30 protein-coding genes (1 of these 30 only partly in view) are annotated in these 26,031 nt (G+C 54.2%); all 30 read right to left on the bottom strand.

Annotation, left to right across the window (positions count from 1 at the left end; all coding sequences use genetic code 11):
- A protein-coding gene (lysS, locus tag RGB73_RS01210; RefSeq protein WP_310768026.1) for a lysine--tRNA ligase crosses the window boundary here: on the bottom strand, positions 1-889 show its 5' portion. 638 nt of this gene lie to the left of the window's left edge; only the first 889 of its 1,527 coding nucleotides appear in the window; the start codon lies at positions 887-889; the stop codon falls past the left edge of the window.
- 101 nt (positions 890-990) lie between these two features.
- Positions 991-1,467, bottom strand: a complete 477-nt coding sequence (gene greA, locus RGB73_RS01205; RefSeq protein WP_310768023.1) for a transcription elongation factor GreA — start codon at positions 1,465-1,467, stop codon at positions 991-993.
- A gap of 215 nt (positions 1,468-1,682) precedes the next feature.
- Positions 1,683-2,711 (bottom strand): tRNA dihydrouridine synthase DusB, encoded by a 1,029-nt coding sequence (dusB, locus tag RGB73_RS01200; RefSeq protein WP_310768020.1) that lies wholly within the window; start codon positions 2,709-2,711, stop codon positions 1,683-1,685.
- 86 nt (positions 2,712-2,797) lie between these two features.
- Positions 2,798-3,007, bottom strand: coding sequence for a helix-turn-helix domain-containing protein (locus RGB73_RS01195; RefSeq protein WP_310768017.1), 210 nt, complete (start codon positions 3,005-3,007; stop codon positions 2,798-2,800).
- Positions 2,959-3,489, bottom strand: coding sequence for a 2-amino-4-hydroxy-6-hydroxymethyldihydropteridine diphosphokinase (gene folK / locus RGB73_RS01190; protein WP_310768015.1), 531 nt, complete (start codon positions 3,487-3,489; stop codon positions 2,959-2,961). Before folK ends, RGB73_RS01195 begins: the two co-directional genes overlap by 49 nt.
- Positions 3,486-3,857: a dihydroneopterin aldolase gene (gene folB / locus RGB73_RS01185; protein WP_310768013.1), complete on the bottom strand. Its 372-nt coding sequence runs from the start codon at positions 3,855-3,857 to the stop codon at positions 3,486-3,488. The genes folK and folB overlap by 4 nt, the downstream gene beginning before the upstream one ends.
- Entirely contained in the window at positions 3,850-5,046 is a 1,197-nt protein-coding gene (gene folP / locus RGB73_RS01180) for a dihydropteroate synthase (RefSeq protein ID WP_310768011.1), read from the bottom strand. Before folP ends, folB begins: the two co-directional genes overlap by 8 nt.
- Before the next feature lie 60 nt (positions 5,047-5,106).
- Positions 5,107-5,946, bottom strand: a complete 840-nt coding sequence (gene pabC / locus RGB73_RS01175) for an aminodeoxychorismate lyase (protein WP_310768009.1) — start codon at positions 5,944-5,946, stop codon at positions 5,107-5,109.
- Positions 5,947-5,990: 44 nt separating this feature from the next.
- Positions 5,991-6,713 (bottom strand): twin-arginine translocase subunit TatC, encoded by a 723-nt coding sequence (tatC, locus tag RGB73_RS01170; RefSeq protein ID WP_310768007.1) that lies wholly within the window; start codon positions 6,711-6,713, stop codon positions 5,991-5,993.
- A gap of 85 nt (positions 6,714-6,798) precedes the next feature.
- Entirely contained in the window at positions 6,799-7,041 is a 243-nt protein-coding gene (tatA, locus tag RGB73_RS01165; protein ID WP_310768005.1) for a twin-arginine translocase TatA/TatE family subunit, read from the bottom strand.
- A gap of 20 nt (positions 7,042-7,061) precedes the next feature.
- Positions 7,062-8,705, bottom strand: a complete 1,644-nt coding sequence (locus RGB73_RS01160; RefSeq protein ID WP_310768003.1) for a PhoX family protein — start codon at positions 8,703-8,705, stop codon at positions 7,062-7,064.
- A 202-nt stretch (positions 8,706-8,907) separates the two neighbouring features.
- Positions 8,908-9,498, bottom strand: coding sequence for an aminodeoxychorismate/anthranilate synthase component II (gene pabA / locus RGB73_RS01155; RefSeq protein WP_310768002.1), 591 nt, complete (start codon positions 9,496-9,498; stop codon positions 8,908-8,910).
- Positions 9,495-11,006, bottom strand: a complete 1,512-nt coding sequence (locus RGB73_RS01150; protein ID WP_310768000.1) for an anthranilate synthase component I family protein — start codon at positions 11,004-11,006, stop codon at positions 9,495-9,497. Before RGB73_RS01150 ends, pabA begins: the two co-directional genes overlap by 4 nt.
- Positions 11,007-11,127: 121 nt before the next feature.
- The gene (gene cysK / locus RGB73_RS01145; protein ID WP_310767998.1) at positions 11,128-12,060 is read right to left on the bottom strand and encodes a cysteine synthase A; all 933 of its coding nucleotides are present in this window, start codon (positions 12,058-12,060) and stop codon (positions 11,128-11,130) included.
- Positions 12,061-12,142: 82 nt separating this feature from the next.
- Positions 12,143-13,048 (bottom strand): peptidyl-prolyl cis-trans isomerase, encoded by a 906-nt coding sequence (locus RGB73_RS01140; protein ID WP_310767996.1) that lies wholly within the window; start codon positions 13,046-13,048, stop codon positions 12,143-12,145.
- A 30-nt stretch (positions 13,049-13,078) separates the two neighbouring features.
- Entirely contained in the window at positions 13,079-13,951 is an 873-nt protein-coding gene (hslO, locus tag RGB73_RS01135; protein ID WP_310767994.1) for an Hsp33 family molecular chaperone HslO, read from the bottom strand.
- A gap of 164 nt (positions 13,952-14,115) precedes the next feature.
- Positions 14,116-15,060: a sigma-70 family RNA polymerase sigma factor gene (locus RGB73_RS01130; RefSeq protein WP_310767992.1), complete on the bottom strand. Its 945-nt coding sequence runs from the start codon at positions 15,058-15,060 to the stop codon at positions 14,116-14,118.
- Between the two features lie 261 nt (positions 15,061-15,321).
- Positions 15,322-16,284, bottom strand: a complete 963-nt coding sequence (locus tag RGB73_RS01125; protein WP_310767990.1) for an ABC transporter ATP-binding protein — start codon at positions 16,282-16,284, stop codon at positions 15,322-15,324.
- A 27-nt stretch (positions 16,285-16,311) separates the two neighbouring features.
- Positions 16,312-17,232 carry a C40 family peptidase gene (locus tag RGB73_RS01120; RefSeq protein ID WP_310767988.1) on the bottom strand — a complete coding sequence of 307 codons (921 nt, stop codon included), beginning with the start codon at positions 17,230-17,232 and terminating at the stop codon, positions 16,312-16,314.
- Positions 17,229-18,329, bottom strand: a complete 1,101-nt coding sequence (locus tag RGB73_RS01115; RefSeq protein WP_310767986.1) for a dipeptide epimerase — start codon at positions 18,327-18,329, stop codon at positions 17,229-17,231. Before RGB73_RS01115 ends, RGB73_RS01120 begins: the two co-directional genes overlap by 4 nt.
- A gap of 154 nt (positions 18,330-18,483) precedes the next feature.
- Entirely contained in the window at positions 18,484-20,142 is a 1,659-nt protein-coding gene (locus RGB73_RS01110; protein ID WP_310767984.1) for a peptide ABC transporter substrate-binding protein, read from the bottom strand.
- Positions 20,143-20,274: 132 nt separating this feature from the next.
- Positions 20,275-21,300, bottom strand: coding sequence for an ABC transporter ATP-binding protein (locus RGB73_RS01105; RefSeq protein WP_310767982.1), 1,026 nt, complete (start codon positions 21,298-21,300; stop codon positions 20,275-20,277).
- A 5-nt stretch (positions 21,301-21,305) separates the two neighbouring features.
- Positions 21,306-22,223, bottom strand: a complete 918-nt coding sequence (locus RGB73_RS01100; RefSeq protein ID WP_310767980.1) for an ABC transporter permease — start codon at positions 22,221-22,223, stop codon at positions 21,306-21,308.
- Positions 22,220-23,158: an ABC transporter permease gene (locus RGB73_RS01095; RefSeq protein ID WP_310767978.1), complete on the bottom strand. Its 939-nt coding sequence runs from the start codon at positions 23,156-23,158 to the stop codon at positions 22,220-22,222. Before RGB73_RS01095 ends, RGB73_RS01100 begins: the two co-directional genes overlap by 4 nt.
- Before the next feature lie 333 nt (positions 23,159-23,491).
- Positions 23,492-23,833: a DUF3870 domain-containing protein gene (locus RGB73_RS01090; RefSeq protein WP_310767976.1), complete on the bottom strand. Its 342-nt coding sequence runs from the start codon at positions 23,831-23,833 to the stop codon at positions 23,492-23,494.
- A 138-nt stretch (positions 23,834-23,971) separates the two neighbouring features.
- Positions 23,972-24,535 carry a hypothetical protein gene (locus RGB73_RS01085; RefSeq protein ID WP_310774041.1) on the bottom strand — a complete coding sequence of 188 codons (564 nt, stop codon included), beginning with the start codon at positions 24,533-24,535 and terminating at the stop codon, positions 23,972-23,974.
- Between the two features lie 77 nt (positions 24,536-24,612).
- Positions 24,613-25,029, bottom strand: a complete 417-nt coding sequence (locus tag RGB73_RS01080; protein WP_310767975.1) for a hypothetical protein — start codon at positions 25,027-25,029, stop codon at positions 24,613-24,615.
- Entirely contained in the window at positions 25,029-25,181 is a 153-nt protein-coding gene (locus RGB73_RS01075; RefSeq protein ID WP_310767973.1) for a hypothetical protein, read from the bottom strand. The genes RGB73_RS01080 and RGB73_RS01075 overlap by 1 nt, the downstream gene beginning before the upstream one ends.
- 3 nt (positions 25,182-25,184) lie before the next feature.
- Positions 25,185-25,496 (bottom strand): hypothetical protein, encoded by a 312-nt coding sequence (locus tag RGB73_RS01070; RefSeq protein ID WP_310767971.1) that lies wholly within the window; start codon positions 25,494-25,496, stop codon positions 25,185-25,187.
- Between the two features lie 268 nt (positions 25,497-25,764).
- The gene (locus tag RGB73_RS01065) at positions 25,765-25,965 is read right to left on the bottom strand and encodes a hypothetical protein (protein ID WP_310767969.1); all 201 of its coding nucleotides are present in this window, start codon (positions 25,963-25,965) and stop codon (positions 25,765-25,767) included.
- Positions 25,966-26,031 lie beyond the last annotated feature (66 nt).

Raw genomic sequence — 26,031 nt, 5'->3', positions numbered from 1 at the left:
GCTTCATGATGTCCTGAAAGTCAGCGTACGCTTCATACAGCTCGATCATGGTGAATTCCGGATTGTGGCGTGTGGAAATGCCTTCATTGCGATATACGCGGCCGATTTCATACACTTTCTCCAAACCGCCCACAATCAGGCGCTTGAGGTGCAGCTCAATAGCGATCCGCATGTACAGCTGCATGTCCAGCGCGTTGTGATGCGTAATAAACGGACGTGCAGACGCACCGCCGGCAATGGCATGCAAGGTAGGCGTTTCTACTTCCAAGTAACCGAGGTTGTCCAAATAGCGGCGCATCGAAGTCAAAATACGGCTGCGCGTGATAAAGGTCTGACGCACTTCCGGATTTACGATCAAATCGACATAGCGCTTGCGGTAGCGAGTCTCGACATCCTTCAAGCCATGGTATTTTTCAGGCAGCGGACGAAGCGATTTGGTCAGATAGGTCAGCTCTTTCGCCTTAACACTGAGCTCGCCTGTCTTGGTTTTGAAAACGACACCTTTCACTCCGATCAGATCGCCGATGTCGCTCAAGTCAAACACTTTGTGGAGCTCTTCCCCAACCGTGTCTTGACGCACGTAGATCTGGATTTGTCCGGAACGGTCAAGCAGCTGGGCAAAGCTGGCCTTGCCCATCGCACGCTTGGCCATCAAACGGCCCGCGATCGTGACGACATGCTCCTCCGCTTCCAGCTCTTCCTTGGACTTGTCGCCGAACGCCTTTATGATTTCATCTGCATGATGGGTCTGTTCGAATTTCTTCCCAAACGGATCGTACCCCCACTCCCGCAGCTGGTCCATCTTGTCATGACGCACCTGAAGCAGTTCATGAAGCTGTTCTTCTTGTTCCTGTTCTTGCTCTTGTTGCAAATCTTGCTCGTTTGCCATTCTGCTCACTCCTCTAAAAAATGCCTGCATTGACAAATTTGCGCAGGGCGGATAAATAGCGATACGGCGTACCTACGATGAGGTACGCCATGTGCTGACACTTACAGGTTGATATCGAGAATCTCGTATTGGATGACGCCAGCCGGTACGTTTACATCGACGATCGCGCCTTTCGCTTTACCCAAAAGCGCCTGGCCGACTGGAGATTCGTTGGAGATTTTGTTGTTCATCGGATCGGACTCGGCAGATCCTACGATCGTGTAATCCACGATGTCGCCGAACTCCAAGTCTTTCAGCCTTACGCGGGAGCCGACACTGACAACGCCGGTATCGACATCCTCGTTGGTAATGATGCGAGCGTTGCGCAGCATTTTCTCCAGCGTAAGAATACGGCCTTCGATGAACGCCTGTTCATTTTTTGCTTCTTCGTACTCCGAGTTCTCGCTAATATCACCATAGCTGATCGCCTCTTTAATCCGCGCAGCTACTTCCTTGCGTTTAACCGTTTTCAAATCTTCAAGTTCTTGTTCAAGTTTTGCTAAACCTTCTGGTGTAAGGATGACTTCTTTTTCAGACATGATCCAATTCCCCCGTTTAAAAAATGATTCCATCGCACTGGGTAAAGTACAAAGGATTATATGTAGTTGTTCTATACAATATACAGCCGATCAAAACCGCATGTGAGGATTCATAGGTAAAGCTGCCAGGGTGAACTGGCAGCTTGGCTCCCAATATTACGGAGTATTATAGGATATGAAGGAACCCTTGTCAATGTCTGGAATGCTCGATTCAATCAGTAGCTGACCGCTTCCGATTGCGCGGATTCCGGCATCTCTTCCACGTCGTCCCCAGCGTTTTCCACCCAATCGACATACTCGGTCAGGATGCGACGAAGTTCTTCTTCCGTCTCCACGCTATTGATCAGATTTTTGGTATGGGTAGAGCCTTTCAATCCTTTCAAATACCAGGCGGCATGTTTCCGCATTTCAAGAACGCCTACACGCGGGCCCTTCAACGCAATCAAACGCTCTGCGTGCAGCAGGCAAATCTCCATCTTTTCCCGAACGGAAGGTTCCGGGGCGAGTTCACCCGATGTCAGGTACTGGATGGTGCGGTACAGCATCCACGGGTTGCCCAGAGCAGCGCGTCCGATCATGACGCCGTCGCAGCCGGTCGTATCCAGCATGCGGCGCGCATCCTCGGGAGTCGCGACGTCGCCGTTTCCGATGACCGGGATCGAGACGGTTTCCTTGACCCGCTTGATCCAGCTCCAGTCGGCATGCCCTTTGTACATCTGCACACGGGTGCGGCCGTGGACCGCGATCGCTTGGCCGCCTGCGCGTTCAACCGCTTTTGCATTTTCAAGCACATACAGGTGCTCTTCATCCCAGCCCAGCCGCATCTTGACTGTCACCGGCTTGTCTACGGCATCCACCACAGCGGATACGACTTCGTAGATCTTGTTCGGGTCCAGCAGCAGACGGGCACCCGCATCGCAGCTCGTGATTTTCGGCACGGGGCAGCCCATGTTGATGTCGATGATATCCGCATTGGTATGCTGGTCTACATATTTCGCTGCCTCGACCAGCGTTTCCTTGTCTCCGCCAAAAATCTGCAGGCTGAGCGGCTTTTCGCGTTCGTCGACGTACAGCATTTCGATCGTCTTCTTGTTGCCGTGGACGATTCCTTTATCGCTGACCATTTCGGCGCAGACCAGCCCCGTGCCGAATTCCTTGGCAATCAGGCGGAAGGCGGGATTGCACACCCCTGCCATCGGCGCCAATACGACATTGTTCTTCAATTCGATGTTTCCGATCTTCATCTATTTACGACCTCCTTTTTCCCGTGACGCAAGCGACCATTCGTCGCCGGCGGGCGCTTGGAGAGGACTGACCTTTCCAAAAGTCATTATTTATTTATAGCACATAATTCGTCGTAGTCGACCTGTAAAGTGCTGGCGATCTTGCGCAAAACAGGCTCCGTAGGCACTCTGGTGCCCCGCTCCAGCGATCCGACAAACGACAAGGACACTCCCAGCTTTTCCGAGAGGGACTGCTGCGTATACCCCTTCAGCTTCCGGAAGGACCTGATTCGATTTCCCAATTGATTGTTCCCCACTTACGTACCCCCTTGTGATCCTCTGCCAAATGCGAAAGAAAATGATCAATGGTCTGGTTGTACACGGGCAGAGCTCCCCCCTCCCAAACGTCGCGAAGAGGGACCAGCACAAAAGCGCGCTCTGCCATGGCTGGATGCGGAATCATAAGATGTTCTTTCTGAACCGTGTATGAACCGTACAGAAGCAAATCAATATCAATTGTGCGCGGGCCCCAGCGGATAGTCCGCACCCGCCCCAGCTCCCGTTCCACCGCCAAGGCGGTCTCCAGCAATTGCTCCGGTGAAAGCTCCGTCTCGACAGCGACGGCCATGTTGAGAAACGCGTCCTGATCGACATACCCGACCGGATCCGTTTCGTAGACCGAGGATACCCGCTTCACTCGGATGCCAGGCAGCTCGTTCAGCCGCCGAATCGCCTTTCGCAAAGTGTCCTCCCGATTCCCGATGTTGGACCCGAGCGCCAGATAAGCACACACTGTCATGAGTGAAGTTCCTCTCTGCGGCGCACCATTTCAATGGCAACCGACTCATAGTGTCCGTTGATCGGGGGATTCGGCTTGGTCACTTTCACCCGGACCTCGGCAAACGGAAACTGCCCAAGAAGCTGCTCCGCAATCCGTGCCGTCAGCTTTTCCACCAGGTTGTAGCGCTCGCCCTCCACGATTTTCTGGACGCAGGCGAACACTTCCGCGTAGTTTACCGTATCTTGCAGGTCATCGGTCGAACCGGCCTTGGACAGATCCAGTGTCAGCGCGAGATCGACATAAAAGCGCTGCCCCAGCTCCGCCTCCGCGCCAAATACGCCGTGGTAGCCGTAAAACGACATGCCGTTGAAGTATATCTTATCCAACAGCGATCCCTCCTTTCAGCATGGCGTCCATCATCTTGGCGACCCGCTTCATCTCTTTCACGTCATGTACCCGGACCATGTGGCAGCCTTTGACCACTCCGAGGGCGACCGTCGCGGCCGTCCCTTCCACCCGCTCCTCTACAGGAAGGTCCAGCACGTGGCCGATCATGCGCTTTCGCGAGGTCGCCAGCAATACCGGATACCCGAGGGCAACCAGGTCGTCCAGTCTGCGCATTGTCTCCAGGTTTTGCTCCAGCGATTTGACAAAGCCGATGCCTGGATCAAGGACAATGTTCTCCGGTGCTACCCCTGCAGCGAGAGCAATGTCAACCGATTCGCGCAAATCCCGTACGTAATCGGCAAAAAAATCGTGGTAATCGGTGTCTTCCCGATTGTGCATCAAAATAATCGGCACACGGTGACGAGCGGCAACCTCCGCCATCCGCCGGTCACGTTTGGCCCCCCAGACATCATTGATAATATGGGCTCCGGCCAGCACGGCCTGTTCGGCCACTTCCGCTTTGTACGTATCGATAGACAGCGGAACCGGCAGCTCCTGCGACAAAGCCCGAATGACGGGCAGCACCCTCTCCAGCTCTTCGGCTGCATCTACCGCTACCGCTCCCGGGCGCGTCGATTCGCCTCCGATGTCGATGAGATCCGCACCCGCCTCGACCATGGCACGGGCCTGCCGCAGCGCCTGATCGAGATCGACAAACTTCCCGCCATCCGAGAACGAGTCCGGGGTGACGTTTAAAATGCCCATTACGAGAGTGCGTTCTCCCAAAGGCAGGACGTGCTTGCCGCAGACCAGCTCCCGCCGAAGGCTCGATTGCTCGCGGGCTGCCAGTACCTCCCGAACTTCCACAGCTACCTCCTCCAGGACATTGTCTGTCTCTGTCAAACCGCCCAGCATCGCTTCCAGCTGGGATCGGGTCGCCAAAAGGAGAACTACGGCCCTGTCCGCTTTTCCCGGCTGATCGGAAACGACTGCTTCCCCTCCGACGGCCAGCATGTTCTGGTGCAGCAGCTGTGCCTGTTGGCCGGTCAAATTCTCCACATGAATCCGCAAATAACCGTCCGTCCTGGCCAAACGCTCGATTTGCGCAGGAAAGACCCCGCGCCTGGACAGCTCTGCCGCCAGCTCGTCGCGAGTTGCCGCATGAATCAGAAATGGATTGTACTTCATGAGCTTTGCTCCCTTATCCGTCGTAGCATGTTGATTAGTAGCATACCATAATTTGCCCACCTATCGCCATACAGACTCACGGTAGGCGCGGTGCAGTTGCCGCGTGTGCTCGCCGTAGGCCAAAGAGACTGGAAGAGAGTCTATCTCCGCGACGGGAACGATCTCCTGCACGGAGTTGGTCACAAACACTTCGTCCGCCTCTTTCAACGCTCCAAGTCGAAACTTGCCTTCTTCTGACGGCAACCCGATCCGACCTGCCAGCTCCAGTACATGCTGTCTCGTGACGCCGCCCAGGATGCCTGTATCCAGCGAAGGAGTATACAATCGGCCATCCTTGACCCAAAACACATTGCTGACGATCCCTTCCGCCACGTATCCGTCATGCGTCAAAAACAGGCCTTCCACATCGGGGCGATCCCCTACCTCTTGCTTTGCCAGCGCGTTGTTCAAAAAGTTGTGGGACTTGAAACGCTGATGCCCCTCCGCCGTCTGCCGGGCCAACTCCAAGGTCTGCAGCCGTTTCGGCCGGGGCGGATCAGCCAAAGGCGCCACGGGCTTGGCAAACACGATGAGCGAAGGGCGTTCATAGCCGTTTGCGACGAGCCCTACGCCTTCTTCTCCAGCCGTTACACTCAGCCGCACATACGCATCCCTAAGTCCGTTGGCCTCCACGGTTTGCATCACCGCATCGGCCAGCTCTTCGGACGTCCAGACCGGGGAAATCCGCAACGCCAAAAGCCCGGTACAGAGCCGGGCGTAGTGGGCATCCCATAGAAACAGGCGACGGTCGTACACACGCATCGTTTCAAACAAGCCGATCCCGTACAAAAAACCGTGGTCCAGCACGGAAATCGCCGCTTCCTCCGCCGAGTAGACGGTACCATTTACATACACCCGCATGCTCGCTCTCTCCCGAAAACATTGTCGAGAGCATCATACCATACTTATGCGGAAAGCGCAGTTTCCCGAGTGCGTTTGCGGTGTATGAAGCGCGAAATGCTGATGGATATTTCGTACAGAACGATCAAGGGAACAATCACCATGATGTCCGACAAAAAGTCGGGCGGCGTAATGGTGATCGAGATTACGGACAGGACCAGGTAAGCCGGCTTTCGCATCTTGGCCAGTCGGTGCGGATTCAGGATTCCCAGATGGCTCAGAAACAAAACGACGACCGGCAGTTCAAACAGCAACCCGAACGGCAGGCACAGGTTGAGCATGAACGTAAAATAATCGTTTGCGGTAATGACCAGTTCAAAGTTCCCGTTGGACAATCCCAGCACGAAGTGGTACATCATCGGGAACAGCACGAAATAGGCGAAGGAGAGACCTGCCAAAAAGAGCAGGAACAGGGCGGGAATGTACATGAGCGCTACTTTTCGCTCCCGCTCCTCCAACGCAGGAACGACGAAGCGCCATGCCTGGTAAGCGGCCACCGGAATGGTGAGGGCAATGCCCCCTATCGCGGACAGCTTGACGTAGATCGACAAAATATCTCCCGGCCCGAGAATCGCCAGCTTTTCCCCGGAGCGACTCGCCAACAGCTGGTAGATGTGATCGACAAACAAAAAGCAGATGATCACGCTCAGCACGAGCGTTGCCGCCACGATCAGCAGCCGGCGGCGCAAATCAGTCAAATGCTCGAGAAACGGCATCTCTCTACTCATGCAACATCCTCCTCATGCGCGAAGCTGTGCTCCCAAAGGAAAAAGGCAATGCGACTGGTGCGCACCGCCTTCTCCTGCAACCGGTTCAGTTGACTCGTTTCAGCGCGTCTTGCTGGACACTTGTAGCCGATAGCTCGGGTGTCGAATTTTTTGCTCCCCTGTCCTTGGCCTCGTCGTCGTCTTTCGTCAAATCTTTTGCGGCGGATTTGAACTCGGTCAAGGTTCGACCAAATGCGCGGCCGATTTCCGGCAGCTTGCTCGGGCCGAAAATCACCAGAGCGATGATCAAGATCAAGATCAATCCAGGAATTCCGATGGTGGATAGCATCTGGGACTACACTCCTTCTCTTAGAATCCTGTGATGGCGATCACGCTTGGCAGCGCAACCGAGCTGCCGCCTTTTGGCCAGTGGCTGGTAGGCTGGTCGTACCCTTTGAGGTTTTCGCCCGGATGCTGTACGGACAGGAACAAGGTCGTTTCGTCCGGAGTAAACCAAGGTCCGGTCATCTCCGCGCCGACCGGTGCCGATGCGAACTGAGCAGCCATACCTTTGCTGTTGCCGGTAGTCGGAATGAAGAATACTCCGTTGTTCCCGAACGTTTTGTAAATGCCGCTGTTCATGGAGGAAGAAGAAATGTCGGTCACGACCCACAGGTTGCCCGCGCTGTCAAACGCCAGGTTGTCCGGTGCCGCAAATCCGCTCTGCGGGCCGCCCGCCGCGAAAATCTCAAAGGTGAATTCGCCGCCGGCGTGGTTGTCGTCCTTTTCAAACAGACGGACGATTTGGCCGTAAAAATTGCCGTGCTTGTCGTTGTTGGTCAGCGAGATGAAGACGGAGCCGTCAATCGGATGCACTTCCAGGTCTTCCGGACGGTCCATCGGCGTTGCCCCGACGGCCTTGGAAGCTTCGCGGCAGTTGACCAGGACGTCTGCCTGCGAGGTGAAGGCCGGCTTGCCTTCGCTGTTCGTCGCTTTTTGCAGAGCCTCGTTTGTGGCGTAATCCAGCGCGATCCATTTTCCTTTGCCGAAGTTTGCTACGTACAGAGTGCCTTCCTCCAGCAGCTTCGAGTTGGCTTTGCCCGCTTTCGGATCAAACTTGGCCTTGGACACGTATTTGTACACGTACTGGTCTTTGGCATCGTCGCCCATGTATACGACCAGTTGGCCAGTCGAAGCCAGCACCATCGCCGTGTTTTCATGGGAGAAGCGTCCCAGAGCGGTATGCTTTTTCGGTGTGGATGTCGGATCGAACGGATCGACCTCGATGACCCAGCCGTAGTGCCTTTCGTCAGGCAGCTTGCAATCGCCCACCACGTCGAGGAAGTTTTCCTCGCAGGAGAGGACGGTTTTCCACAGTGTCACACCGCCGGAGCAGTTGGCAAACGTCCCTGTCACTTCTTTGGCGATCGAAGCAGCCGGTCCCGTCAGTACATGCTTGGTGAGTCCGCTGACGCGGCGTCCGTATTTGGAATCGGAAACGAGCTTCCACTTCCCTTTTTCTTTTTTCACCTCGATGACGGAGCCGCCCAAAGCGTACAAGTACTTGCGGATTTGCTCGGCTGTGCGCGTATTGTTTTTCGCATCCGCATTCAGGTAGTCGTATCCTGTCACGTAGTACTCCAGTTCACCCAAGTACTCGTGGTTGACCCACAGAAGGCCGTGATCCGCCTTGCCGTCAATCGGCAGGAAACAGGTGAAGTCGTTGTTGAAGCCGAAGGTATCGCCAGCGGCATTGATTTTATCTCCATAAGAAGCGATTACATCGTATTTGTACCCATCCGGAAGCACTACATCGTCTTTGGTCGTCGGATGAATCGGCTTGAATTTGGGGTTGAAATTGTGTTTTTTCGCTTCCAACCCAAACAGGTGGTCGGCCGTTTTTCCAGAGAGAGTCGCTCCTGCTGCCAGTGCCGGAATTCCTGTCGCCATCGAAGCCAAAGCTGCTGTTCCCGCTCCGAGATAAGTCAAAAATTGTCGACGATTTACATCCATGTCCAATCGCTCCCTTTCGTCATCTTTCTTCCCATTGTACGAGCCTTTTGTCGACGGGCTGTTAATGCGATATAAAGAGCTTGTTAAGAAATCAGACAGTTTTGTAAACGAGGGGGGAGAAATAAACGCCGGGGAGGCGGGAGGGGGCTCAGCCAATGAAAAAGCCGCCCTGCAACAAGGCGGCTTCGTCATTATTTATTCATTATCGTGAACCTGTCGTATGGCGCGCATATGAGGTGAGGAAGTTTTTCAGCAGCTGTTTGCCGTGCTGGGTGATGATCGACTCCGGATGGAACTGTACCCCTTCGATGGGATACTCCCGATGGCGGATCGCCATGATCTCCCCCTCAGCCGTCCGCGCTGTGACTTCCAGCTCGCTTGGAATCGTAGACTCCTCCACGATCAGGGAGTGGTAGCGCGCAGCGGTAAACGGCGACGGAATGTCCTGAAAGATGGTCTTCCCGTCATGGAACACTTCGGACGTCTTTCCGTGCATCAATCGCTCCGCCCGGATCACCTTGCCCCCGAACACCTGCCCGATGGACTGGTGGCCGAGGCATACGCCCAGGATCGGAATTTTTCCGGCGAAATGGCGAATGGCCTCCATGCTGATACCCGCCTCGTTCGGCGTGCACGGCCCCGGGGAAATCATCAGGTAGTCAGGGGACAGCCGCTCGATTTCTTCCAGCGTAATCTTGTCGTTGCGGTAGACCTGCAGCTCTTCGCCCAGCTCCCCCACATACTGCACCAAATTGTAGGTAAAAGAATCGTAATTATCAATCATCAAAATCATCGCACACTCGTCTCCTCTCGACTCATCATTCTCTGCTCGCTAATCTCCAGCGCTTTCCACAACGCTTCCGCCTTTTTCAGCGACTCCGCATACTCTGCTTCCGGCACGGAATCAATGACGATTCCCGCTCCCGCCTGGACGTGAGCCATGCCATCCTTGACCACCATCGTGCGTATGGCGATATTGACTTCGACTTCTCCGTTGAATCCAAACCAGCCGATCGAGCCGGTGTACACGCCCCGTTTGACGGGCTCCAGCTCTTCGATGATCTCCATCGTCCGGACTTTGGGCGCACCCGTGATCGTACCGCCCGGAAAAGCGGCTGCTACGGCGTCAAACGCGTCCTTGTCTGCTGCCAGCTCTCCTTTGACATGGGAGACGATATGCATGACGTGGGAATACTTCTCCACCACCATGAACTCGCTCACTTCCACACTGCCAAATCGGCATACACGTCCCAAGTCGTTTCGCTCCAGATCGACCAGCATCACGTGCTCGGCGCGCTCCTTCTCGTTGTCGATCAGCTCGCGGGCCAACGCCTCATCCTGCTCGTCGCTTTGTCCCCGCGGCCTCGTCCCGGCGATCGGCCGAGTATGCACCTCGCCACCCTTCACCTTGACGAGCAGCTCTGGTGAAGCGCTGACCAGCTGAAACTCGGGGAAGCCCAGGTATCCCATGTACGGCGACGGATTCAGCTTGCGCAGGACTTCGTAGACGTCAGGCGCCTGCACGTTCATCGGCTTGCTTTGCCTAACCGACAAATTCACCTGAAAGACGTCTCCCTGGGCGATGTATTCCTGAACCCGGCGAACGGCATCCTCGAACTGGTCTTTGCCGAAGGAAACGGAAGCCGGTGATACGTGAGCCAACGGTCTTTTCCGCAAAGCGTCCCAATCGATGTCGTCAGCAGCCGCGGTCAGCCCGTCCAGCACATTCGCCCGCTGTTCCAGCAACGCCGCCGCTTGCCCGTACACCTCTTCGTTCAATTGCCCGGAAGCCAGGTGGGTCAAGAAGATCATTTCGCGTGTCTCGTGATCAAAGGCGAGAAGATCTGGCATTATCATAACATACAGGTCAGGCAACTGTAAGTCATCTGTCGCGATCTGCGGCAAGCTCGGCTCAAAAAAGCGGTTCATCTCGTAGCTCATGTACCCGACAGCTCCGCCGGAAAAGTCCGGCATTTCAGGAATAGCGGGGCTCCGGTACTCTGCCAGCAGCCCGCGCAAAGCCTCCAGCGGATTGCCGCGCTTGCTCGCGGTGCGCCCGTCCCGATAGGAAACGACTGTCTCGCCCTGCTGGCTGCGCAGGACCGCCGCGGGCTGATACGTCAAAAATGTGTAGCGGCCAGCCCGGCCGCTTTCCAAAAGAGCGGCTTCTTGCAGGGAAGGGTGCAGGCTTTTCAGTACGTGCCACGGATCCACATGTGTGGGCCACGGCCTGCGAATTGCAACAGGAACAAATGGGTAGGTACTTGCATAGGCTCGGCATTCTGCATACGTAGGGAACAATCCGTTTCACGCTCCGGTTTGCTAGGATAAGTTTTCGTTCATTATATAGTTGTCTGATACAAAAAGAAAAGACCACGCCGCCCAAAATGGACATGCGTGGTTCTGGAAAATACAGTCGTTTTTAGTCTTCAAATGAATACAGAGGAGTGGACAGGTAGCGCTCGCCGTTGGATGGAGCGATTGCGATTACCTTTTTGCCTTTGCCGAGCTGGGCTGCCACCTGCAGGGCTGCGTGAATAGCCGCTCCCGTAGAAATGCCTCCCAGAATGCCCTCTTGGCGTGCTACACGGCGCGCAGCATCAAATGCGTCATCGTTTTCTACCTTGATAATCTCGTCATAGATGTGGGTATCCAATGTGTCCGGCACAAAGCCCGCACCGATCCCCTGGATTTTGTGAGGGCCGGGCTTGCCGCCTGAGAGAACGGGAGAAGCAGCTGGCTCGACCGCTACGATTTTTACGTTCGGATAGTGTTCGCGGAGCACTTGGCCGACACCTGTGATCGTTCCGCCGGTTCCGACCCCGGAGATGAACGCGTCTACGCCGCCGATTTCTTTCGCTTGCTCCAACAGCTCACGGGCCGTTGTCTCGCGGTGAATAGCTGGATTCGCTGCATTTTTAAACTGCTGCGGGATGAAATAGGAGGAGTTTTCCTTGGCGAGTTCTTCGGCTTTGCGGATCGCTCCGCCCATCCCTTCGCTGCCGGGAGTCAGGATGAGCTCGGCTCCGTAAGCTCGCAGCAAGTTGCGGCGCTCGATACTCATGGTGTCAGGCATGACCACAACCGCCCGATACCCTTTTGCTGCAGCCACCATGGCAAGGCCGATCCCGGTGTTTCCGCTCGTCGGTTCAATGATGGTATCTCCCGGTTTCAGGCTGCCGTCTGCCTCTGCCGCTTCGATCATGGACAACGCAATCCGGTCTTTGACGCTGCTGCCCGGGTTGAAAAATTCCAACTTGAGATAAATGTCTGCATGATCTTCATTGACAACGCGATTGAGCTTTACTAACGGTGTAAATCCAATCAAATCGGTAATGGAATTCGCGACGCGCATAGGTCCTGCCTCCTTATTTATTATAGCCGAGTAAAATGCTAGGTTTTATTGGTATGATTATATCAATTCGCTGCCTATTTGGTCAATGCTGCATTTGCCCAGAAATCCGGACTCCTACCGATTGACGCAGCCGCTTCAAGACGTCATCGATCGATTCCACCTGCGCGAATGCGAGCTCACGGCGAATCGCTTCCTTGACCTGATCAAACGATTGCTGCTGTGCTTCCTTCCGTTCGGCAATCGAATAGATGGCATACTGGTCCCCCAGTTGGACAGGATCGCTAACCTTTTTGGTGCCAAGCTCGGCCACCACGTCCTTGGCGGCTTCCGGCAGTCTGGAATCGCTCAGGGAAACCCAGCCCATATCGCCTCCGTTTCCTGCCGTCACCGAATCAATCGAACGTTCTTTGGCGAGCGTCTGAAAGTCGGCGCCTTGCCTGAGCTCAGCCGTGACCCGGTCCGCTTCTTCCCTGGATGCCACGATGATCTGCCACAATCGGACCTGCATGGGCTTGGCGTAACGCTCGGGATGGTCGTTGTAATACGCGAGCAATTCGTCGTCCGATACGACGATGTCCTTGGTCGCCAAGGCTTGAAGCAAAAGCTGGTACCTGATTTCTTGGCGCAGCGACTCTTCCGTAATCCCCGCCTGCCGGATCAATGCCTGCTGAAACTCGCTGTCGCTCTCACTGCCATAGCTTTCGCGAATTTTCGCCACTTCCTCTTCCACCTGCTTGGGGTCTACCGAAATGCCCTGCTGCTTGGCCGCCTGAAAAACCACTTCCCGATTGATCATGTCTTCCAGCACTTTCTCTCCGTACCTCTGCTTGAGTGCCTCCACATATTCCGCTTCCGTGATCGTTTTGTCTCCGACAACCGCGGCCGGCTGCAGCTTGGCTGAAGACTGGTACCACGACCACGTCACAGCCAGCAGCAGCACGACCAATGCTCCGATGAATGCCCACAACCCCTTTGCGTTGACGGACACGCTCCATCCTCTCCCTAACGGTCACCGCGCTTACATGTCTTTCATGAGGTCTTCCAGCGCGGCCCTGTCGTAGTGGTACCGCTCGTTGCAGAAATGACAGTGCACCTCGGCTTCGCCTTGCTCCTCGAGCATGCTCTGCATCTCTTCTCTCCCCAAGCTGATGAGTGCCTGGCTTACTTTTTCCGACGAACATTTGCAGTGGAAGTTGATTTCCGTGCGGCTGAGGTACTTCGGCTCATCCAGCACCTTGGCCAGAATTTCTTCCGGCGTCAATCCCTCTCCGATCATCCGCGACACCTGCGGAAGGCCGCTGAGCCTCTCCTCGATCGTGGCCACGACATCGTCAGGCGTAAACGGCATGAGCTGAAGAATAAATCCTCCTGCCGCCAGCACCGACCGGTCTTCCGGATTGACCAGGACACCCACTCCTACTGCGGATGGCGTCTGCTCGGACGTCACGAAATAATAGGTAAAGTCCTCCCCGATCTCCCCGGATACGATCGGCGAGCTGCCTTGGTACGGTTCTTTGAGACCGAGATCCTTCGTCACATAGACAAAGCCTTCCGTTCCGACCGCCCGTCTCACGTCCAGCTTGCCCAACTCGTTGAGCTCAAAGTGAACGTGCGGATTGGTGACGTACGCCACACCTTCCCCGTGGGCATTGGCCTCCGCCATAATTTGCCCGATCGGTCCTCCCCCTTTTACTTTGACATAGAGGCTCTCGTCTCCTTTCAACATCGCCCCCATCATCAACGTGACTGTCAGCGTGCGTCCGGCGGCAGCCGTAGCGGTGTTCCACATGTCGTGACGACTGCGCATTTCCTCGACGATGTTCGTTGTGCGCGCTGCGAATGCACGCACGTGTCCGTTAAATCCAGTTGCTCTTATCATATAATCGCTCATACTGGCGATCCTCCTTTTCCTTTGGGAACCAAAATCATCAAAGCCTATCTATACAGTTTACCACAAGAAAAGAAGACTACGCCTCTCCCTCCCGCCACCTCTGACACTTTGGCTGACGCATGAAAAACCCCCTCGTTCCTCGAGGGGGCAGTCGAAACCTCTATTTAAGTCAAATAATCTTTCAAGACGCGGGAGGCCTTTTGGGTGCGCAGCCGATCGATCGTTGTTGCTTCAATCTGCCGGATGCGCTCGCGGGTCAAGCCGAACATCTTGCCCACTTCTTCCAGCGTGTACACCTGATCGTCGTACAGACCGTACCGCATGGAAATGATCTCCTGGGCGCGTGGACTGAGTCTTTCGAGGGCGGCCCGCATCTGTGAGCGCAAATCCACCTTTTCGATCCAGTCATCCAGAGAGGACTCACCGTCATCCATGATTTCGGCGTAGCTGAGGCATTCGTCCTCGTGTCCCGCCAGCTCTTCCTCCGCCTCCAGAATATCGTCGATGGACTCCATCTTCATCATTAGCGCAAGTTCGATGGCATCGACCTTTTCCAGCGGGATGTCCAGCAGCCCGGCTATTTCCAGTCGGTCTGGCGTACGGTTCAATTCATGCACCAGGTGCAGCACTTGCTTTTGGTACTGGCGAATTTGTTCGTGCATATGCACCGGAATGCGGATCAGAGTCCCTTTGTCATTGATGGCACGGGTAATGGCCTGGGAGATCCACCAGTGCGAGTAATGGTACAGGCGGACGCCTCGTCCCACATCAAACTTGTCGATAGCCGTAAACAAACCGATGGTTCCTTCTTGAATCAGATCCAGAAATGGCATGCCTCGTCTCAAGTGGCGCAAAGCCGTATTGACTACATAGCGCAGATACGCCCGCACCAGCGTTTCCCTGGCTTCCAAATCGCCATTTTGCTGGTAGCGGATCAGGCACTCCAACTCTTCTTCTTTGTCCAACATGGGTGTTGCAGCGACGCTTTCCAAAAACAACAGGGCAGACGTGTCAGATCGCAGCGACTTGGGCACGGTGATTCCCAGCTGTGTTTCGACTTCCCGCCAACGACGGGGGGTCGATTGGAATGAGGATGAACTCAGAGCCATATGCAACCCTCACTTCTCTGGAATGGAAATTCACGATGAAGTAGGCCAATGTTGTTACCAGATGTTTATGCATCAGTATTTCGACAAAAGTCGTCCATTTCCTGCTTGTTTACAGAATATTAACAGCACTCTCCCTTTTCCTGGTTGGTAACGCTTCCATATATAAGGCGGATAACAATACCTTTACAAAAGACAAAACCATCCCCTTCAGCAGGGATGGTCAGCGCGATTTTTGTCGAATGATAGCGAAGAATCAACCTATTACGAATACAGGTGGCAGGCAGCAAAATGCCCGGGTTCGATCTCCTGCCAATCCGGTTTCTTCTGGGCGCATACCTCTTTGGCGACAGGGCAGCGCGTCCGGAACACGCAGCCGCTCGGCGGATTGATCGGACTCGGCACATCGCCCTCTATAATTTGGCGCTCCCGGCTTTTTTCCAGGTCAGGATCAGGGACGGGTATGGCCGAAAGCAACGCTTGCGTATACGGATGCTTGGGGGATTCGTACAGCTTTTCGCTGTCCGTCATTTCCACCAGATTGCCCAAGTACATGACTCCGATGCGGTCACTGATATGCTTCACCATCGCCAGATCGTGTGCGATAAACAGGTAGGTGAGGTTTTGCTCTCGCTGCAAATTTTTCATCAAGTTGACCACCTGCGCCTGCACGGAGACATCGAGTGCCGAGATCGGCTCATCCGCGATCACGAAGCGGGGATTGACTGCGAGCGCCCTTGCGATCCCGATCCGCTGCCGCTGTCCGCCGCTGAATTCGTGGGGAAAGCGGTTGGCGTGCTCCTTGTTCAGACCGACCATCTCCAGCAGCTCGACGACGCGCTTCATCCGCTCCGCTTTGCCCTTGTAAAGCCCGTTGAGCTGCAAGCCTTCGGAAATAATCTCCGCGATATTCATCCGAGGATTCAGGGAAGCGTATGGGTCCTGAAAGATCATTTGCATGTTTTTCGTCAGCTTGCTGCGTTCGTGCGAAGAGGCTTTGTGCACATTTTGGCCGTCAAAGAGCACTTCGCCTCCGCTTGGTTGGTACAAGCCGATAATGGTGCGGCCCGTCGTGGATTTCCCGCAGCCAGACTCGCCTACCAGACCGAATGTCTCCCCCTCATAAATATCAAAAGAAACATTGTCAGCAGCTTTGAGCGAAAGCCCTTTGCCAACCGTGAAGGCTTTCGTTAGGTTTTTTACCTCGACCAGCTTCTTTTTTTGCATCTGGCCACTCCTCCCCCCGTAATCCGTTTACCAGTATCGTCTGGAGACGCAATGCTCCTTAATCAGCCTGTACGTATCGTCGAGCTTGACGATTTCAATGGCACCGCGCGAGTCAGGGGAGTGAATCATTTCCTGATTGCCGATGTAAATGCCGACGTGGTGCACCCTGCCCTTTCCTTCTTCATGGGCGAAGAACAGCAGATCGCCCGGGAGCAAGTCGGCTTTTTCCACCAACTGTCCGGCATTCGCCTGATCCGACGCATCACGAGGAATCTGAATGCCGACCGAACGATGCATGTTGTAGGCAAATCCAGAGCAGTCGTAGCCGTAAGAGGACATTCCGCCCCACAGGTAGTGCAGTCCGAGGAATCGCTTGCCGTTCTCGACGATGGCTTCCCCGCGGTTGCCCGTCAGATCAACTGGCTCGTTTGCCCGGACCACCTCGATGTCTTCCGAGCGCAAAAAGCCCTCTCCTGTCGGCGTAGCCACGAATACACCGCCTTCCGTTTCCGAGAGCAGCGGTAGTCTGGTCAAATAAGCCAGCTCCATTGCCCTTTCCCTGTCGGTGGTGTAGAGGTCAGCCATCGCAGCCGTCACCATCGCCAGCTTTTGGCCGTCCTGTACCTCAAACGCTTCGGACCAGGGCACGAGCTGATTCGAAGGGATCCACCCCGGGTACCCGATCTCGTTCTTGCGGCAAGCCTGATCCGGAATGAGTACCTTGGACCAATCTCCCTGCTCTTCCTCGATGAGCACCTTCGTGCCGTAGAGAGCTTGCGTCTGAATGGCGTTGTTGTCGTAGAAGCCGAGTTTTTCCTCGACCGTAAGCGACGACAGCCAGCCGCGTGCATCCACGGGTACGGTCAGCGCCAGTCGGTCGATGTCCCGCGGCGACTCCGGCTTCGTCCATACAGTTGCGACCGAAACGTTTACGAGTGCAGCTTTCACGATTCCTTTCCTCCTTCCCACATGCTTACGGAGTGAATGCCAAGGCCAGGGTCTTCCGGCATCGTCATAAGGCGGCCTGCATACGTCACGCCTCCGTCAATGCCGTCATGCAGAAGCATCAACGGCGCATCGAAGTCGAACCGCGTGATGTTTTTCTTGCTGGCTGCAAAGTGAGCCGCCGCCGAAACCGCCAGACGCGATTCGATCATGCTGCCAACCATACATGGAATTCCGTGTTCTTCCGCCATCTGGTTGATCAACTGCGCTTTGAAAATTCCGCCTGCTTTCATCAGCTTGATATTGATCAGATCAGCTGCCCGGGTGCGCAGAACGTGCAAGGCCTGTGCCGGGGAAAACACGCTCTCGTCTGCCATGATCGGCGTATCTACGGAATCGGTCACTACTTTCAAGCCTTCAAGATCATGAGCTTTCACCGGCTGCTCGATCAGCTCGATGCCGAGGCCCATATCTTCCATTTTGCGAATCGAACGAACCGCTTCTTTGACATTCCATCCCTGGTTGGCATCAAGACGAATCTTCACTTGATTGCCCACGGATTTGCGAATTTCCTGGATGCGCAAGATGTCATCCTCGATGTTGTCTTTCCCTACCTTAATTTTCAGAACGTTGAAGCCTTCTTTCAAATAGGCGGCTGCGTCTTCTCCCATCTCTTTTGGCGAGTTGACGCTCACGGTGTAGTCCGTTTCCAGCTGATTTCTGTACCCGCCGAGAAACTGGTACAACGGCATGCCGGCACGCTGGGAAATCAGATCGTACAGAGCGATGTCGACCGCTGCTTTGGCACTGGTGTTGCCGACCATGGACTGGTGCAAGACATGGAACACATGCTCGTAGGCTTTCAGATTCAGCCCGATCAACTGCGGTTTCATCGTATTTAAAATGGCGGATTCAATGCTCTCGATGCTGTCGCCGGTGATGACGACTGTGGCTGACGCTTCTCCCCAGCCTACCATTCCATTGTCGCACGTGATCTTGACCAGAACCGATTCCAGGCTCTCGACGGTGCGCAATGCAGTTTTAAACGGCTTTTTCAATGGGACAGAAATTCTTTTTACTTCGATGGCTTGAATAATCATGTTTTCCTCCATCTTCTCTAGTGCTATTTCTTTGATGTCATCTCTCTTTTGTTTGCTTAAGTCATAATTAATTATAGCACCATTAAAACAATCAGCAAAAAAGGGGGAGAGTCATTCCATTTGCCTTGAAATGACTTCTCCCGGCCATTGCTTTTTACTTCACGACAGCCTTCCTCAGGTCTGTATAGCTGAGAGATGTGCTTTCAATTCCACTGACCTTGTCGCTTTGCAGCAGGGACGTGTTGTAGAAGTACAGCGGAGCGATTGGCGCCTCATCCATCAGGATTTTTTCCGCATCGTGCAGCATTTGCAGCCGCTTCGCATCGTCCGCCTCTTTGTACGCGTCTTGGATCAACTTGTCGTATTGAGCGTTGCTCCAGCCTGTGCGGTTGCTTGGGCTCTTCGACTGGAAGATGTCCAGGAAGTTGATGGCATCACCGAAGTCAGGCAGCCAGGAAGAACGCGCCAACTGGAATTGCAATTGCTTTTGCATATCGGTCAGCACTTTTCCTTCGACCTTTTGCAGCTTGACATCGACCCCGAGGTTTTGCTTGAACATTTCTTGCAACGCTTGCGCAGTTTTCTCGTAGTTGGTGCCGCTGCGGTAGGTCAGCGTCACTTCCGGCAGGGTGGTGTAGCCTTTTTCCTTCATCCCCTGCTCCAGCAGCTTTTTCGCTTCGGCCGGATCGAATTTCACCAGATCTCCGCCTACTTCGCGGAACTGGCCCGCGCCGTTGGCATCCGGCAGACCGTAGGAAACAAATGCAAACGCCGGTTTTTGCTTACGCATCAGAACAAGATCAACGAGTGTCTGCCGATCGATCGCCATACTGAATGCTTTGCGGATATTTTTGTTGTCGAACGGTTCTTTGGTCACGTTGAAACGATACAGCTCTGTTCCCGCTCCGTCTTTTACGAGCACTTTCCCTTCTTTGAACAGCTGGTCGGCCATGTCTGCAGGAACCGTGGTCGTTCTGTGCAGCTCCTCGTTGGTGAACATTTGATATTCCGTATTCTCGTCATCGATCATCTTCCAAACGGCGCCAGCGAGGGTTACGTTTGCCGCATCCCAGTAGTTCTCGTTTTTCATCATTTTCAGTTCGCTGTCATGCGCCCATTCTGTCAGTTTGAACGGACCGTTTCCTACAAAAGTAGAAGCTTCGGCAGCCCACTTCGGATCTTTCTCATCAACTGCCTTGTTTACAGGGAAGAATGCAGGGTTGGAGACGAGCAGCAGCGTCCAGGACGCAGGCTGAGCCAGTCTCACTTCCAGCGTTTTGTCGTCCAGCGCTTTTACTTTGACGTCATCGGCGGAGCCTTTTCCGCTGTTGTAAGCCTCTGCCCCTTCGATGATGTAAGCGAGCGGCGCTGCTGACGATGCCGTTTTCGGATCGAGCATGCGCTTCCACGCGTATTCGAAGTCTTTTGCCGTAACCGGATCGCCGTTGGTCCACTTGTTGTCGCGAAGCTTGAAGGTGTAGACCTTACCGTCCGGAGACACTTGCCATTCCGATGCTGCCGCCGGTTGAGGCTTTTGGTCGGCATCCAGACGAGTCAGACCTTCCATCAGGTTGTTCAGGATGTTGTAGGAAGGCTCGTCAAACCCGATTGGCGGGTCCAAAGACGTAGGCTCCTTGATGTTGTTCAAGAGCAGCAGCTTGGCTGCCTGGTCTTGCGGAGTCGGAGCGGACTGGTTTCCGTTTGCCGCCGGTGGAGCCGCATTGTTGTCCGCAGGCTGACCGGATGAACATCCGGCAATCAGCATGGAAGCAGCGAGCGACGCAGACAGCAGGAGTGTCGATAATTTTTTCACTGATTCTTCCCCCTTATACGTTTTTTATATGTCGTAAAAGGATAGCGTCGCAGGACGACACCCTCTTTTACACCGATGAGCAAAGCGAGCGGCATGGACTCAAGCCGGAGTGTGCCGTGTCACCGATCGGCTTCAAGTCCCTGTAGGCACCTGCATGGAGGCGAGCAGCTTTTTCGCCCGCGGATCCTGCAGCCAACAGGAGACGGCGTGGCTGCTGTGTACAGTCGTCTCGGCAGGCTGATGATTGCGGCATACCTCCAGCGCGTAATCACAGCGGGCGGCAAAGGCACAGCCCGGCGGAGGCGAAAACAAATCCGGCGGCGTCCCCGGAATGGGGCTTAGCGGGATGTTGCGGTCCGCATCGAGACGCGGCATGGAAGCAAGCAGACCTTTCGTGTACGGGTGCTGCGGATTGTAGAAAATGTCCCGGACCAGGCCAGACTCGACTACTTTCCCCGCGTACATGACGTTGACCCGATCGGCGATCTTGGCCACGACGCCCAGATCGTGCGTGATAATGATGATGGACACGCCTGTTTTTTGCTGAATGCTTTTAAACAGGTCGATAATTTGCGCCTGGATCGTCACATCGAGCGCGGTCGTCGGCTCGTCGGCGATCAGGATAGACGGCTTGCACACGAGTGCAATCGCAATCATGATTCGCTGCCGCATCCCGCCGCTGAATTGATGCAAATATTGCTTCAGCCGGCTCTCCGGGTTGGCGATGCCCACCAGCTGCAGAATTTCGATGGCTTGCCGTCTGGCTTCCGCCTTGCTGACCTTCTGATGCCGAATAATTCCTTCCATGATCTGCTCGCCAATGGAAATCGTCGGGTTCAAGGAAGTCATGGCATCCTGGAAAATCATCGAGATTTCCGAGCCGCGCATCTCCCGCATTTCCTTTTCAGGCAGCTTCGCCAAATCTTTTCCTTTGTATAGAATGCTGCCGCTTGCGATCTTTCCGATATGCTCTGGCACCAGCCTCATAATGCTTTTGGCTGTCACGCTTTTGCCGCATCCGGATTCACCCACGATCGCCAGCGTCTCCCCTCTCCTCAGCGAAAAGGTGACGTCCCTAACCGCATTGATCTCTCCGCCGTGCGTCTTGAATACGACGCGAAGTCCGTTTACCTCCAGCAATGTTTCCTGTTTTTCCATGATGCTTACCCCCTAGACTTCGGATCAAACGCATCCCGCAAACCGTCGCCGAGCACGTTGAACGCAAGCATGGTCAAGGATATGAAGAAGGCCGGGAAAAAGAGTCTCCACCAATGACCGGACAAGATGGTCGACAGTCCGTCGTTGGCCATCACGCCCCAGCTGGCTTGCGGCGCCTGAACACCGAGTCCGAGAAAGCTGAGAAACGCCTCCGAGAAAATGGCCGTCGGTACGGACAATGTCACGTACACGATGATAATTCCGATGGTATTTGGCAAAAGATGCTTGCGAATAATGTAAAACGGCTTCGCTCCCATCGTCTTGGCAGCCAGCACATATTCCGAGTTTTTCATTTGCAACACTTGTCCGCGGATGGTCCGTGCCATCCCGATCCACCCCGTCGCACTGAGGGCTACGATAATGGTCATCAAGCCCGGTCCCATCACGACCATCAGCAAAATAACGACCAAGAGGTACGGCAATCCGTATAAAATATCGACAAAGCGCATCATGATATTGTCGACCCTGCCGCCCATGTAGCCGGCGATACCGCCGTACAAGACACCGATAAAGAAGTCGATGAGTGCCGCCATCAATCCGACGAACAACGATATCCTCGCGCCGTACCACACCCGGGTAAATACGTCACGGCCAAATTCATCCGTCCCGAACCAGTACATGTCGGACGGGCCTTTATTTTTGGAAATGATGGACTGCTTGGCGTAGTCGTGGCCGGAAATCATCGGCCCCACGATCGCCATGCCAACGAGCAGAATGATGATGACCAATCCAGCCAGTGCGAGCTTGTTTCCTCGAAGGCGGAGCCAAGCCCCTTGCCAAAACGTAAGCTGCGGCCGCACAATCGCTTCCGTACTGGAGCTGTCTTTTCGCATCGGGACAAACAATTCGTCAGAAACAATCATCCTTGGCTCTCCTTTCCGTGGAACTTGATTCGCGGATCAATGATGCCGTACAAGACATCGACGACGAAGATCATGAAGATGAGCAGCGCACTGTAAAACACGGTCGTTCCCATAATGACGGAATAATCGCGGTTGTTGATCCCGGCCACAAAGTATTTGCCCATGCCGGGAATGGCAAAAATCTTTTCAATGACGAAGCTTCCTGTCAAAACGTTGGCAATCAGTGTCCCGAGCAAGGTAACGACGGGCAAAATCGCATTGCGAAGCGCGTGCTTGAACACGATCGTAGCGGGCGACAATCCTTTTGCACGAGCGGTTTCGATGAAATCCTGCGTCAGTACTTCCAGCATGTTGGTGCGCGTAAGCCTGGCGATGATCGCAATCGGGCTAAAGGCCAAAGCCAGCGCAGGCATGATGACGTGTGCCCATGTCCCCCATGTTGCCGTCGGCAGCAGCTTCCATTCCACCGCCAAATACTTGATGAGCAGCGATGCGACGACAAAGCTGGGGACGGATATGCCGATGACAGCCACGACCATCGCAAAGTAGTCAATGAGCCGGTTATGACGCAATGCAGCGACCACTCCCAGCGCGATCCCCGTCACTACCGCAAAAAGAATCGCTACAATCCCAAGCTGAAATGAAACCGGAAAGCCGCGGGCAATCATCTTGTTCACCGTATCCGAGCTGTTGGCGATCGACGGCCCGAGATCGAACTGGACCAGCTGCTTCAAGTACAGGCCGTATTGGACCAGCAGCGGCTTATCGAGGTTGTAGTAGGCATTCAGGTTGGCTGCCACCGCTTCGTTAAGACCCTTCCCATCCTTTTCAAAAGGAGATCCGGGTACTGCGTGCATGAGGAAGAAGGTGAGAGTAATGATGAGCCAGAGCGTGACGACCATGGAGATAAATCTGCGAAAGACAAATGATAGCAAGGAATCTCCTCCTTCTAATCAGTAATGCTAGGGAAAAATGCAAGGGGCGGCATCTGGCCGTAAAGTGGTTGCCAAAGGCATGGGCAAAGGACGCTCTGACCTGCGGACGTTCGCGTAAAAGACCTCTGCCGAGGCTGCTTCAGGGTGGAACCGGACGTATAGCAGCGGAACGTTGTATTCCCGGACGGTCCCGAATGCGAACGTCCAAGGTCTCTTTGTCCTGCCCGCTCCCTGAAACAAAAAACCCAGCAAATGCTCACAGCGATGGCATTTGCTGGGTTTTACTTACGTGTATGCCGTGCATACGAATAAATAAAGCAGCGTATGTGCTATTTACCGTGACTCTGTCATGCTGTTTCTCACGGCAATAGCCTGTTTGTACTTCTTTTGTGCGTCTTTGAACGCAGCGATCAACGTTTTTTGGGAAGATCCAAAATACCGATAGCGAATCTCTTCTCCGATCTCCTCTGAAGCAAAGATGGAATGGCCGACGAAAATCGACCGGGCAAAATCTGATGTCAGTTGGACCGTAGCGGAACAGGCCGCCTCTACGATCTTGTCGTTTGACGTATCCACGACCAGACCGATAAAAAAGGCACTGAACTGCTGAGTGATCGGGTTGTTGGAGGAAGACTGCGCATCGCCTACGATATAAATGGTATCTTTGTCAAACAATTGGAAAACCTCACCTTTATCGCGCTTGAAGGACCGGCCATGCGAGACGTTCGGAGAGCTACTTCCTCACAATCGCAAGGTGGCTAAGCACTTTCCTACATAGTACCAAAGGAATTCATAATTTGTAAATAACTCAGACTAATGTTTCAATTCTTCTACGGATACGACGGGAAACGAATGGGCCGGGAGAATGGGAAGGAACGGCCTTTCGTCCACGTACGCTACTACGACATGCGAGGGTCCGACCATGGTTTTGGGGGCCAGGCGCAGCTCTTCTCCCTCTTCCGTCACCACCGTCACCTGCAACCGGCCGCCTCCGGATCGAATGGCTCCCGGGCTTGCCCGCTCCTGCAGCAAAGTCGTACCGTTATACCGCAAGCGCAGCTCCAAGTCTTGGCGCCAGGCTCGAAAATCGATGTAATAGCGGTAGAAAGGAAGCGGATCGGTGGTGACGCTTTCCCCTGCCGGCACAAAGGCTCGCTGCTCCAAACGATACCCGCCGTTTTCACTCATCCTGGCAGCGAAGCGTTCCATCGCTTCGTCCTCCATCAGGTCGATGACGCCCTCTGTCTTTAGGATTGGATCGACGGCAAAGGTCGCATGGTGGTTTGCCAGCTCCAGCAGTGCTTTCACTTCCGTTTTTTTCTGCATCGTTACATCCGTATCTACAATAAATATTCCGATCAGGAGAAAGAAGAGCATCATCGAAATGGACAAGACATTGATACCCGTACAGATAGCCTCCTCTTCGCGTCACCTTGCTTCCCGGTTTCCGGTTACTACAGATCATAATCCATGACGTTAATCGTCCCTCTCCGCGTCACCTTCATCCTGTCTGCTGGCATAGGAAACAAATCGGTAAAGACGGGAAAAGGAACCTCCACAGTCAATTCAAACTCGTCTTCGTGGCTCCACAATACCGGATCGGCGGAACGGGTCCTGCTGATGCTCACCGTCAAATCGCGATCCGACAAAGAGAATTGCTTTTCCGCCAACTCCTGGGAAACCAACCGACGTACCTCCTGCTGTATGCTCGTTCCATCTTTCCCACCGTGATTGCTCACGTATTTGGCGGCTGCAGCACTGACCTCCAGCAGTTCGTTTTTGGTTTGAACAACCGTATGCACCTGCAAAATGCCAAGCGGAACGATCAGCAGTACCATGACGTTCAAAATGACGGCAATCAGTTGCCCCATCAGCTCGTACCGAATCTCGTCACACTGCCCAGCAGCTCGCCGAAAAATTGCGAGCATGCGGACATGAGGTTGTCCGGGCCAGTCAACAAGAGATTCACGGTCAGCGGCAGTACCAGAACGAGCAAAGCCAAAATCGCGATCAATTTATTCAAAGACTACCACCCCGGGTCAAAATATTCGGAGGGACGGCTGCCTGCGAAGCTAAACGCGATCTCTCCCTCCACAAAGCGATGCAGCCACCCTGAAACGATAGAAGGCCTGATCGTTACAGAGAGCGTCACCGTTTCCTGGCGTTCTTTTCGAGCCCGCTCATGCTCGGATCGGGGCCAGCTCCCTGCAAACACATCACCGGATACATCCCAGCCCATGTCGGCCATTTCCTGCAAATAGTATTCTTCCAAGGCCGGATCCAGGTAACCGATATCCTGCATGTCATCGAGCAGATCGGCATAGATGCTTCGCGCCATTGCCCTTTCCATGGCATACAAATGGAAGGCTCCCACCGCTGAAAAGACGAGAATAAGGACTGTAAGGCAGATTAAAAAAACTTTCAGTTTGACCATAGTTCGCTGCCGCTCTCAAGCATTCTTTCAATGAAAGATGACTGTCGCAGCCCTATGCACCCTTTCCTCTTGCGTTTCGCGCAGCTGATCTTCCGGATGGAGACCCCACAGAACAGCGCACAGGCTCCCCACCATGATTAAAATGACGAGAAAAACGTGATGGGTCAGCATATCAGTTGGAAGTGTACGACGTTCCGTTTTGCGTCCGGAAGTTGATGTTTTCATTTCGCGTGTCGTAATTGAGCGAACTGATCGAGTTGTTGATGCTTTCAGCAGAGCTGTTGGCAGCCGGGCTCAGCTCGTTGCCATACGAGCTTACTCCGATCCCGAGCACCATCACGCAAGCCAAGAAAATAAAGAACATCTTTGACATGAAAATCACTCCTTCTGGTTTATGGAATTCAAACGGCAAGCTTCCTATCTAATGGAGGAAAGCAGA

This window comes from Brevibacillus brevis (genome assembly GCF_031583145.1).
Classification (GTDB): Bacteria; Bacillota; Bacilli; order Brevibacillales; family Brevibacillaceae; genus Brevibacillus; species Brevibacillus brevis_E.
The sequence above is the reverse complement of the archived record's forward strand: the minus strand, read 5'-3'. Positions and strand labels throughout refer to the sequence as shown.